Below are 12,164 nucleotides of genomic sequence, written 5' to 3' on the forward strand. Positions count from 1 at the left end.
CAAGTCGTTATAAAGTGCAAACATAAACCTTGTTATAACAAAAATCATAAAAGCAGGTCAGTCATGAAAACATTAGACACTTGGCTTTCGGAATATAGTGAAAGCCATCAAAATCACACTAACAAACTGATTCATTACCTATGTGTACCGGCCATTTATATGACCGTTATCGGACTATTGTGGTCCATTCCATTTCCAATAGAAACCGCTCACCCTTTGGTTAACTGGTCTTTGGTTTTGTTAGTTCCTGCTTGCTTATTTTATTTGCGCTTATCTTTTGTTCTCGGTTTAGGAATGATTTTATTCTCTGCCATATGTCTTGGCTTTGTTTGGTGGTGGCAGGTTGCTATGCCAGTGTCGGTGTTAGTCATGTCTTTAGTTGTCTTTGTTGTCGCTTGGATACTTCAGTTTATTGGGCATAAAATCGAAGGCAAAAAACCATCATTTTTTAAAGACGTTCAATTCTTATTAATTGGTCCAGCTTGGATTTTCTGTCACCTGTTTCCCGTTAGTGTCCCGGTTACAGAGCCTGTTAAAAAATAACCCCTATTTAAGTTTCTCCAAAGAGTAATAATGCGATAAATGCACTCGAAGTCGGGTTCATTAACCGTATTATTGCTTTTATTGTCCTTATAATGACTTTAGAAGACTCCCACAAATGTGAGGCGCATTAAATTGAATGTTCAGAAGTTAATCGACGAACGAAATAAGTTTTTTTGGATTTTACATATTGGTGGATGGATTGGATTTGCATTGGTCCATTACATCGGCTCATTCGTAAATGATATGCGTGATGCTTATATTTTCATCATCATTTCCAACGCATATTTAGGTGCAATGCTGACCCTTCCACTGAGGTATTTGTATCGCAGAGTATGGGATATGTCACCGCGGTGGTTAGTGTTGACGATTTTAACCGCGTCCTATGTGATAGGAACGTTGTGGGGTGTGATTCAAAATTATAGCTTTTTTGAGTTTTATCGTTTTGGGTATACACCATCAGATTGGCTAGGGTACTTTAGGAATACCTTGGGTAGCTTTTATATTGTTCTATGTTGGAGCGGGCTTTATTTTGGTATTAAATACTATCAAATGCTTGAGAAAGAGCGCCAAAAAGCACTAAAAGCTGCCAACATGGCAAACCAAGCGCAGTTAAAAATGTTGAGATACCAGTTAAATCCACATTTTTTGTTTAATACGCTTAACGCTATCTCAACCTTGGTCATGTGTGAAGAAAACAAAACCGCCAACGGTATGGTTTCCAAATTAAGTGATTTCCTACGTTATTCGTTACACACAGACCCAATAAAAAAAGTACCGTTACAACAAGAAATAAAGGCGTTGTCACTGTACTTAGAAATTGAAAAAATTCGTTTTGAAGATAGATTAAGCGTGGAATGGAATGTAACAGAGGACGCCAAACAAGCCCTTGTTCCGAGCTTGCTGTTACAACCGTTAATTGAAAATTCAATTAAATACGCCATCGCTGCGATGGATGACGGCGGGGTTATTGCCATTAGCGCAAAGACGTTTGGGCATGACCTATTATTAGAAGTTAAAGATAATGGTCCAGGACTGGATACGAGTCAAACCGCTACGAAATCCAATGGAGTAGGGGTGGGAATCGCAAATACAAGGGAAAGATTACTTACGTTATATGATGACCACTCTTTTGTGTTGTCATCGGTAGAACCGACAGGTTTAAAAGTGAATATTAGAATTCCACTAGAATTCGACAATGAATAAAGCGAGTTTTTCAATATGGGAAATACCATGCAACACAAAATAAGAACTATCATTGTTGATGACGAACCATTAGCTCGAAAAGGTCTCACGATTCGTTTGAATAAATTCGAACAAATTGAAGTTATTGAGCAATGCAAAAACGGTCAACAAGCCATTGAAAAGATAAATGAACTGCAACCGGATTTGGTTTTTCTTGATATCCAAATGCCAGGAATGACAGGGTTTGAAGCACTGAAGCAATTACAAGCAACCAAAACGCCTCTCCCTAAAATAGTGTTTGTGACGGCTTACGATCAATATGCTCTGCAGGCCTTTGAAGTTCATGCCATTGATTATTTACTGAAACCGGTAGACGAAGATAGGCTTAGTGAATGTATCGAAAAAGTTTCCAAACAATTTGGCGGTAACGTAGATAGCGATCAACAAATGAAGCTGGTTAACATGATGTCAGAGTTAACCGGTGCTGATTCGGATACCATTTTGGATAGCCTGGCAAAAGGCCAACCGTTAAACGTCGATGAATATCGAGATTACATTTCTGTTAAAGATGTGGGAGAAACCACACGTATTTCTGTTCACGATGTTCTTTGGGTAGACGCGGCTGGTGACTATATGTGTGTTCACTGTTCAGATGGTGAAACTCATATTTTGCGTAAAACGATGAAACAACTAGAAACAGAACTTAACCCCAAATTGTTTGTTCGAGTGCATCGTTCTGTACTAGTAAAGAATGATGCGGTTAAGAAAGTATTAACATTAAGTAATGGCGAATACGTTATTCAATTGAGTAATGAACATGAAATCAGAGTCAGTCGCAGTTACAGAGATAAAGTACGTTCATTGTTCCTTTAAGTAAGAAACTGACTAACTGTGACGGAAAAACAGCCAATTAAGGCTGTGAGTACTGATAAAATGCGTCCTATGGCTTTAAATTTAAGGTGATTAGGAGTAAGTTAGCAGGCTAAATTTTAAATCCACATTATTTCTAAAGGCAAAACTTTGGATAAAAAAGAGTTTTATCGAGAAATTGTCATGCAAAGCAAAGCGTTGTGTGATGGTGAACCGAACAGAATTGCTAACTTAGCCAATATCAGTGCTATTTTGTATGAGCGCTTAGATGACATAAACTGGGCTGGGTTTTATATTATGGCCCCAAACCTAGCACAAGATACTCAAGAATTAGTGTTAGGCCCGTTTCAAGGGAAAGCTGCCTGTGTTCGAATTCCTGTAGGTCGAGGTGTTTGTGGCACTGCCGTAGCAGAACGACAAACTCAGTTGATCGAAGATGTGCACCAGTTTGAAGGTCATATTGCGTGTGACGCAGCAAGTAATTCGGAAGTCGTTGTGCCGATTATCGTAAATGACGAGGTCGTTGCTGTGTTAGACATAGATAGTCCTTCAATCAATCGTTTTGACCAAGAAGATGCCAACGGCCTTGAGCAGTTGGTCGATATGATCCAAACTATCTGGTAGAGACATGAAAGAACTGATCGATGTTCGCGATTTCCTAGTTGGTATTGAAATCGTCGGTGATTGGGATGGCGAAGAAGAAGAAGTCGTCGAACGAATCAATGAAATGATTTACATCGCCTATGGCATGCTACCGGAACACGCTGATCAATTTATGGCCGAACAGCTATTTGACGAGTTGTGGGAAGCGGTCGCCGGACAAGATTTTGTAATTGAAAATGAATTAGATGAACTTGAAAGTTGGGTAACCAGCTTTGTTCAAGACAAATTAGATGAAATAGAGAACGATTAATGCAATCTCAACAAAAAACAGACTTAAAAGTAGTAATTGAATTTTTAGCAAAAAAGTTTCCTGAAAGCTTTAGCATTAAAGGCGACGCAAAACCGCTAAAAATTGGTATTTTCACTGATATTGCAGAACGTATCACTGAAGAAGACCCAGTTTCTAAAACACAAATTCGCCATGCGCTACGTCGTTATACGAACAGCTGGAGATATTTGGAAGCAGTTAAAAAAGGCGGCATGCGTGTTGATCTAGATGGCCAGGACGTTGAAGAGCTAACTGCAGAACATATCGAACACGCAACTACACAACTTGCAGAAAGCAAAGCCAAGTTCGATGAAAAACGAAAGGCAAATGCTAAAAAAGACGCGCCTAAGCGACCAGCCAAAGCCGTTAAAAACCCACCAAAGAGAAAGCCAAAGCCAGCTCAACCAAAAGCTCAAGAAGCTCAGCCTGCTAAGGAATTAGTTTCTAACGAAGATTTCTCAGTTGGAAATTCAGTTTTAGTTAAGCTTGGTATGAAACCAATGGCCGCAACAATTGTCGAAACGTCTAAAGACGAAGTTTCAGTTCAATTGACGTCAGGAATGGTCATGAAAGTTACAAAGGATAGTATTTTTAAAGCGTAGGAGCTTATATGCAGACAGTTAAGCACGTATTTACCAGCTCTATTTTAGCAACTCTGTTATTTTCAGGCGCTTCAGTCGCTGAGAGTAAAGTCACTAATTTAGATGAGTTTGTTGTTCCTGATTTGGTTCAAGAATCTCAACATAAAGTAGCGTCGAAAAGGATTACGGCATGGTTTTCACGTTCTCATTACAAGAAAGTGAAATTAAACGATGACCTGTCTGCAAAAATTTACGATCGATTTTTACGTAACCTCGATTACAACAAAAGTTTGTTCCTACAGGCTGATATCGAAAAATTTGATAAATACAAATTCCAATTTGATGAGGCTATTAGCCTAGGCAAGTTAGGTTTTACCTTTGACTTATATGAAGAGTCACTAAAGCGTCGAGTAGAACGATACGAACAAGCCATAAAATGGTTGGAAGAACCTTTTGATTTCACCAAAAAAGAAGTGTTCTATTACGATCGAGAAGACGCAGATTGGGCTACATCTAACGATGAACTCGATGAGTACTGGCGCCAGAAATTAAAGTATGACGCATTAAACTTAAAGCTTGCGGGTAAAGATGCCGAGGGTATCAAGGAGACACTCACAAAACGCTACACAAATACCATTCGCCGTTTGACTCAGACTCAAAACGAAGATGCCTTTCAGCTTGTTATGAACTCGTTTTCTAGAAGCATCGAAGCGCATACTTCTTATTTGTCTCCGCGTCGTGCAGACCGTTTTAAGGTGGAAATGAACCTTGAGCTAGAAGGCATAGGTGCTGTGTTATCACCAGTGGACGAATTTACTGTTATTCGCAGTCTAGTACCAGGCGGTCCGGCTGACAAAACTAATGAGCTAAAGCCTGAAGATAAGATTATTGGTGTGGCTCAAGGTGATGATGACTTTGTTGATATCGTTGGTTGGCGCTTGGATGACGTCATTGAATTAATTAAAGGTAAAAAGGGCACAGAGGTTCGTTTACAGGTTGTGCGCGGAGACAATATTGCCGGTAATTCAAAACAGGTTAAGATCATTCGCGATAAAGTTCGTCTAGAAGACAGAGCTGCTGACTCAGAGGTATTCGAATCTAAAATTGGCGATCTAAATGCTAAAGTTGGCGTGATTACGATTCCTAGTTTTTACAACAATTTATCAAATGATGTTAAAAAAGAAGTCCTTAAGTTAAAAGATCAAAACATTGAGGGCTTAATCATTGATTTACGTGGTAACGGTGGTGGTTCACTTTCAGAAGCTTCCTTACTGACCGGTTTGTTTATTGATAAAGGCCCAGTTGTACAAATCCGTAACAGTGTTGGCAATATAAGCCAACGCGGAGACTACGATGGTAAGACGTATTATGATGGCCCGCTTACTGTTTTGGTCGATCGTTATAGTGCTTCTGCATCTGAAATTTTTGCCGCAGCGTTACAAGATTATGGTCGTGCTTTAGTTATAGGCGAGCAAACGTTTGGCAAAGGTACAGTGCAAGAACACCGAGGCATAGGCCGTGCATTCGATAGTTTTGATAATAAACTAGGCTCTATTCAGTTTACCGTCGCTAAGTTTTATCGTATCGACGGTGGTAGTACCCAAAATAAAGGCGTGATTCCTGACATTCTTTTCCCGTCAGCCATTGACGCGGCAGATTGGGGAGAAAGCCAAGAAGAAAATGCACTTCCATGGGATAACATCAGACCAGCTCGTTACAAGCCAATTGCTACTATATCGAGCCAGGTTAATCTGCTGACGGAACGCCACAAGGCAAGAATCGCTGCAGAGCCAGAATTTCAATATTTACTTAAAGATATCGCTGATTACCAAGAGAAAAAAGATCAAAAGTTTATTTCTTTAAATGAAGCGGAGCGTATCGCTGAACGTGATGAAAATAAACAAAAACGCTTGGTTCGAATCAATGAGCGACTCAAACGTTTGGGGCTTGAGCCAGTAGCATCTGTTGAAGATGACTTACCAGACGTACTTGACGAATTAGATCCGTTTTTAGAAGAGTCTGCAAGGATAGTCTCAGACCTTATCGCAACGGGCCAATTTGCCAATGTTAGTAGGTTATCTAACTAAAAAAGTAAATTAGTAGTATCGATGTAAAGCAGCCATCGGCTGCTTTTTTGTGAACGTAAGTCACAACAAAATAATAATTATTAATAATAAAAACAACAAAACTTTCAAGGGGGACACATGTCAACAAATGTTGATCATGGTCAATGGTCTAGTAGACTAGCGTTCATTTTAGCAGCCACCGGCTCTGCGGTAGGTTTAGGGAATATTTGGAAATTCCCTTACATCATGGGTGAAAACGGTGGCGGTGCATTCGTTATCGTCTATTTGCTGTGCATCTTATCTATCGGTATACCAGTGATGATGGCGGAGGTACTAATTGGTCGCCGTGGACGCCAAAGCCCAGGCAACTCGGTACGTACTCTGGCTTTAGAAGCCTGTGCCAATACCAAATGGAGTATTGTTGGTTGGGTAGGTATTCTTGCTGGATTCCTCATTTTGTCTTTCTATGCTGTTATTGCCGGCTGGGCGGTTTCTTATATTTTTGAAGCGGGCTCTGGTAATTTTGTCGAAGCCTCTCCTGAAAAAATCCAAGGTATTTTCAACGATCTTCTAAGTAGCCCAGGTGAGTTAGTCTTCTGGACAACGATTGTCTTAGGTATAACCGGTATTATCGTAGGTAAAGGTCTGAAAGATGGCTTAGAAAAAGCGGTAACTTACCTCATGCCGACTATGTTCGTGTTATTACTTATTATTGCTGGCTATGCGGCAATCAATGGTGATTTTGCCACGACTATCAAGTTTATGTTCTATCCGGACTTTTCCAAATTAACCTATTCTGGTGTTTTGATTGCGTTGGGCCATGCCTTCTTTACTCTGAGCTTGGCTTCTGGTGCTATGATGATTTACGGGGCTTATTTGCCACAGAAAACTAGCATCAGTCAGTCTGTTATGGCGATTGCGATAGCGGATACTGTGATTGCCTTGATTGCCGGTATTGCGATCTATCCGATTGTGTTTGGTAATGGCTTAGAAGCGACAGCAGGTCCTGGTTTGGTATTTGTAAGTTTACCTATTGCCTTCGGTCAAATGTGGGGCGGCACAATATTCGGAACCATTTTCTTTGTCATGCTAGGTTTTGCCGCATTTACATCTGCTATTGCAATGGTTGAATCGGCAGTAGCTTGGTTAGTTGAGCGTTTGTCTCTTGAGCGCGGTAAAGCGGCACTAATCGCTGTTGTCAGTTTATGGGCTGTAAGCATGCTAACCGTCTTTAGCTTTACTGGTGCTGAGTGGGCCAAGTTAGATTTTGTCTTTGTTGGCAAACACGTTAATAACTACTTTGAACTTATTGATCATTTAACGGCTGACGTTTTACTGCCACTTGGCGGACTTGCTACCGCAATTTTTGTTGCTTGGGTAATGAAACGTGACGTGGTTCAAGAGGAATTAAACTTAAGCGATGGTAAATTTACACTTTGGTATATTACTTTACGCTGGTTCACGCCAATCGCCATTTTATTTGTATTCTTAAATTTAGTTGGAATAGTTAGCTTTAGCTAACTGTTCTTGTATTCGAGGATTTTACGTTGAAAACAACACAACAACCTTCTTTTATTGACGCTCTGATACCATTGATATTTTTGGTGCTGTTACTGGCAGCGTCGGTTGCTTTGTATGGTGGTGACAGCTCATACGGACCAAACCAAATCGTATTACTGCTGGCGACAGGCGTTGCCTGCTTAATTGGTCTTAAGAATGGCTATAAATGGCAACAACTAGAAGACGCAATGATCCATGGTATTTCGGTATCTATGGGGGCTATTTTCATTTTATTAGCGGTTGGTTCATTGATTGGTACTTGGTTGTTAGCCGGTACCGTCCCTACGTTAATTTATTATGGTTTACAAATTTTAAGCCCAGATTGGTTTTATGCTGCAGCATGTTTATTGAGTGCTATTGTTGCGATGAGCATTGGATCGTCTTGGACGACAGCCGCAACAGTAGGTGTGGCATTGATGGGTATTGCAACGGGTATTGGTATGTCGCCTGCGGTAGCAGCCGGTGCGGTGGTATCAGGTGCCTATTTTGGTGATAAAATAAGTCCGCTTTCTGAAACGACGAACCTAGCACCAGCAGTGTCAGGCAGTAATCTTTTCGACCATATTCGTCATATGCTGTGGACGACTGTACCCGCTTTTGTAATTGCTTTAGTTCTGTTTACGGTTATCGGCTTTACTCAAGACTCAGCAGCTCAAGAAGTAAGTATTGGCAATGTTCAAGAGATTATTTTGGCGACGTATAACATTTCACTTTTGCATTTGTTGCCTTTAGTTGCTCTTGTCATTATGGCGGTTAAAAAAGTACCAGCGTTTCCTGCGATTTTTATTGGTGCGTTAATTGGCGCAATTTGGGGCTTTTTGTTCCAACCAGAGCTGTTAGAACGCGTGGCTGGAGATTCCAGCTTTGTAGCCGTTATCTCTGTCATTTGGCAAGCTATGTTCGATGGATTCTCTGTGGTGACCGGTGACGACAACATGGATAAGTTGTTGAGCGGCGGTGGTATGTCATCAATGCTAAATACAACGTGGTTAATCATGACAGCCCTGATGTTTGGTGCGGTTATGGAAAAGCTTGGCTTACTGGCCGTATTCGTAAAAAGCATTCTTTCGGCAGCTAAGTCGTCAGGTTCTTTGGTCACTGCGACGATTGGCACAGCGTTTGGTATCAACGTGGTTACGGCAGACCAATACATGTCCTTGGTTATGACTGGCCGCATGTATCGCGAAGAATATGAGCGTCGAGGTCTGGATAACGTTAACTTATCTCGTGCGTTGGAAGATGGCGGTACCATTACGAGTCCACTTATTCCATGGAACACTTGTGGTGCTTACATGGCGGGTGTGTTGCTAATCAGCCCTTTAGAGTTTTGGCCTTACGCATTCTTTAACTTAATTAATGTAGGTCTTGCAATTTTATTCGCTTACTTAGGAATTAAAGTTCTTAAAAAGCAAACAGCATAATCATAAAAAGCGGGCTATTGTTATAGTCCGTTTTGTTATCTTCTTGGTCATTATTTGAGGTTTTTATGGCAAGTAATCCAGTTTCTCACCCTGATTCTCAATCTCAACAAGTACAAGCCAAATATCGTAAAGATTACAAAGAGCCAGAGTTTTTAATTCCAACAACATCACTCCTTTTAGAGTTAGACTCTAAAAAAACTAAAGTCACGGCGACGCTGCAGGTCCGTCGAAACGGTCAACACGAAGAGCCCCTTATCTTAGACTCAGAAGTGGAGTCTGTAGAGAGTGTTTTCGTTAACGGTAAGCCCCTAGCGAGTGATGATGTTAAAATTGGCGCTAATCAAGTTGTCCTTTTCACGACTGAGAACGAATTTGAATTAGTCATTATCTCAATAATAAACCCATCTGAAAACACTGCGTTAGAAGGGTTGTATTTGTCAGGCGGTGCATACTGCACCCAATGTGAAGCTGAAGGCTTCAGAAGAATAACGCCATTTTTGGACAGGCCAGACGTACTTTCTACTTTTACAGTAACGATTAAATGTAACGGCGGTGAGTTTAATCATGTTTTATCGAACGGAAACTTGATAAAGCGTGAGGTAGAAGAGTCAACGGGAATGACCTTTACCACTTGGCATGATCCACACCCAAAACCAAGTTATTTATTCGCTATGGTTGCCGGTAATTTCGATGTGTTGACCGACACTTTTATGACGTGTTCAGGTAGAAAGGTCGATCTTGAAATTTATGTTGATAAAGGCAATCTGCACTTAGCCGACCATGCTATGTCTTCTCTAAAAAAGTCCATGAAGTGGGATGAAGAAAAGTATGGCTTAGAGTACGACTTAGACGTTTATATGATTGTCGCGGTTGACTTTTTCAACATGGGGGCGATGGAAAACAAAGGGCTGAATATATTTAACAGTAAGTATGTATTGGCCGATGAAAGAACGGCCACCGATACGGATTATCATGGTGTAGAAGCTGTTATCGCTCATGAATACTTTCACAATTGGACAGGTAATAGAGTTACGTGTCGTGACTGGTTCCAGTTAAGTTTAAAAGAAGGTCTAACCGTCTTCAGAGATCAGCAATTTAGTGCCGACATGGGCACGCCAGTCATAGAGCGTATCAGTCATGCAAAAATAATTCGTACGATGCAGTTTGCGCAAGACTCTGGACCAATGGCCCATCCAATTCGTCCAGATAAAGTCATCGAAATGAATAACTTCTACACAGTTACTGTCTATGACAAAGGTGCAGAAGTGATTCGTATGATGCATACGTTATTAGGCGAAGATGGATTTAGAAAAGGGATGGACCTTTATTTCAATCGCCACGACGGTCAAGCCGTAACTTGTGATGATTTTGTATCAGCAATGGCAGATGCAAATCATCAGGACTTGAGTCGTTTTTCGAGGTGGTATAGCCAATCAGGTACGCCGCAAATCGAAGTGGACGAAGTAGCGGAAGCAGAGCGCCATTTGGTTACATTTAGGCAAAGTATTTACGGCCGTTCAGATGCCTATCAGGCACTCACTATCCCAATTAAGTATGAGGTGTTAGAGAAGGGCACTGGAAATAGTATTGAAGCCGGGACCTTTATTCTTGAGGAGCACGAAGCGACACTAGAGATCCTAAGCGGCGTTCCAGTTGCCGTCGTATTATTTGAAGACTTTTCAGCTCCAGTAAAGGTTAAGCGTGAAATGTCCCTCGAAAATATGAAAGTGATCGCTGAGTCTGCATCTGATGACTTCTGTAGATGGGATATGGTCCAGAGCTTGTGGCAGTTAGCGGTTAAAAAGAAAACAGCTAGCGCAGCGACCAAAGTGTTAATAGAAGTTCTAACCAAAATAATAAACAATGACTCAATGAGTGCAGCCGTCAAAGCAGAGTTGCTAAAACTGCCTAGCTTTGATTCTTTGGCTGAAGCTTATGAGACCGTTGATGTCGATGAAATCCTATCGAATCGCAAGGCAATTGCTTCACAATTGGCAAATGAAACGTCTGGAGTATTAACTAAAATTGTCGAAAGGTTAAACTCAATAACGAACGGCTATGATAAAGAGTTAATTGGGCAACGTAGTCTCAAGAGCTCAGTATTGTTGTTACTTGCCTATAGTGATGACAAAGAAACTGTGACTTCAACAGTGCAGACTTCGTTTAACAACGCCGCTAATATGACTGAAAGAATCATGGCATTGCAAGCTGCACAAGTGATTGGACAAGCAGTATTAACACCTTTGTTAGGTAAGCTCTATACAGAGTTCAAAGGCGAAGTGTTAGTGTTCGACAAAATTTGCCAGCTTGTAGGTTCAACCGAACAAGACACGGTCTACTCTATGATGGAAGAGTGGTCGCATTGCAGTGAATTTGATCGTAAAAACCCTAATAGAATGCGTTCATTGTATGGCGCATTTGTAATGCGTAACCCTGTGCAATTCCATCATGAAAGCGGAAGGGGTTATGAGTTTTTAGGAAGACTATTAGTTGAAATTGACGAGTTTAATCCGCAATTGGCTGCTCGTTTGATTGACCCTTTGTTGGCCTTTAAGCAATTTGATTCCAATCGTTCTTCTAAAATGCAAGAAGTGTTAGAATCATTGGCATCAACAAAGTTATCGAAAGACCTATTTGAAAAGGTCCAAGCTAGTTTGGCTAAATAGTAAGACCTGTAATAGTTGAGCGGATCAAATAGTGGCAAATCAAGTATATCGTTTTTCGTTGAGCCTAACGGCGCAGGAGTGCATGGAATATTATCAGGGACATTACACATCTATTAAAGTAATGTCTCACATTGGAAAAACGGTGATGTTTCCAGCACATCACATCAGGCCTTTTATGACAAATAATGGAGTAAATGGACATTTTGCTCTTTATTTAGACAGCAATAATAAATTCTTAAAACTAGAAAAATTGAATAAAAATTAAAGAATGCGGTAATTTTAGTTGGGATGTTTTGCACTTAGCTCTTGCGTGGCTATGTAAATGGTGTAATTATTAATAATAA

General features: G+C 40.7%; 11 protein-coding genes. All 11 read left to right on the forward strand.

What is annotated here, in order from left to right; translation table 11 throughout:
- The first annotated feature begins 63 nt into the window (after positions 1-63).
- Positions 64-543, forward strand: coding sequence for an Mpo1 family 2-hydroxy fatty acid dioxygenase (locus AC4E96_RS08130; RefSeq protein WP_490255457.1), 480 nt, complete (start codon positions 64-66; stop codon positions 541-543).
- Positions 544-675: 132 nt separating this feature from the next.
- Positions 676-1,746, forward strand: coding sequence for a sensor histidine kinase (locus AC4E96_RS08135; protein WP_488032568.1), 1,071 nt, complete (start codon positions 676-678; stop codon positions 1,744-1,746).
- A 27-nt stretch (positions 1,747-1,773) separates the two neighbouring features.
- Complete coding sequence (locus AC4E96_RS08140; RefSeq protein ID WP_488032567.1) at positions 1,774-2,598, forward strand: LytR/AlgR family response regulator transcription factor; 825 nt, start codon at positions 1,774-1,776, stop codon at positions 2,596-2,598.
- Between the two features lie 147 nt (positions 2,599-2,745).
- A complete protein-coding gene (locus AC4E96_RS08145; protein WP_490255458.1) occupies positions 2,746-3,219 on the forward strand; it encodes a GAF domain-containing protein in 474 nt (157 codons plus the stop codon).
- A gap of 4 nt (positions 3,220-3,223) precedes the next feature.
- Positions 3,224-3,508 (forward strand): hypothetical protein, encoded by a 285-nt coding sequence (locus AC4E96_RS08150; protein WP_488032565.1) that lies wholly within the window; start codon positions 3,224-3,226, stop codon positions 3,506-3,508.
- Positions 3,508-4,128: an RNA chaperone ProQ gene (gene proQ, locus AC4E96_RS08155; RefSeq protein ID WP_488032564.1), complete on the forward strand. Its 621-nt coding sequence runs from the start codon at positions 3,508-3,510 to the stop codon at positions 4,126-4,128. The genes AC4E96_RS08150 and proQ overlap by 1 nt, the downstream gene beginning before the upstream one ends.
- An 8-nt stretch (positions 4,129-4,136) precedes the next feature.
- Positions 4,137-6,194 (forward strand): carboxy terminal-processing peptidase, encoded by a 2,058-nt coding sequence (gene prc, locus AC4E96_RS08160; RefSeq protein ID WP_490255459.1) that lies wholly within the window; start codon positions 4,137-4,139, stop codon positions 6,192-6,194.
- Between the two features lie 117 nt (positions 6,195-6,311).
- A complete protein-coding gene (locus AC4E96_RS08165) occupies positions 6,312-7,694 on the forward strand; it encodes a sodium-dependent transporter (protein ID WP_490255460.1) in 1,383 nt (460 codons plus the stop codon).
- 26 nt (positions 7,695-7,720) lie between these two features.
- Positions 7,721-9,154: a Na+/H+ antiporter NhaC gene (gene nhaC / locus AC4E96_RS08170; RefSeq protein WP_490255461.1), complete on the forward strand. Its 1,434-nt coding sequence runs from the start codon at positions 7,721-7,723 to the stop codon at positions 9,152-9,154.
- Between the two features lie 65 nt (positions 9,155-9,219).
- Entirely contained in the window at positions 9,220-11,820 is a 2,601-nt protein-coding gene (gene pepN / locus AC4E96_RS08175) for an aminopeptidase N (protein WP_490255462.1), read from the forward strand.
- 31 nt (positions 11,821-11,851) lie between these two features.
- Positions 11,852-12,085: a DUF2835 domain-containing protein gene (locus AC4E96_RS08180; RefSeq protein ID WP_488032559.1), complete on the forward strand. Its 234-nt coding sequence runs from the start codon at positions 11,852-11,854 to the stop codon at positions 12,083-12,085.
- The last annotated feature ends 79 nt before the right edge of the window (positions 12,086-12,164 follow it).

Source organism: Psychrosphaera sp. (genome assembly GCF_982872775.1).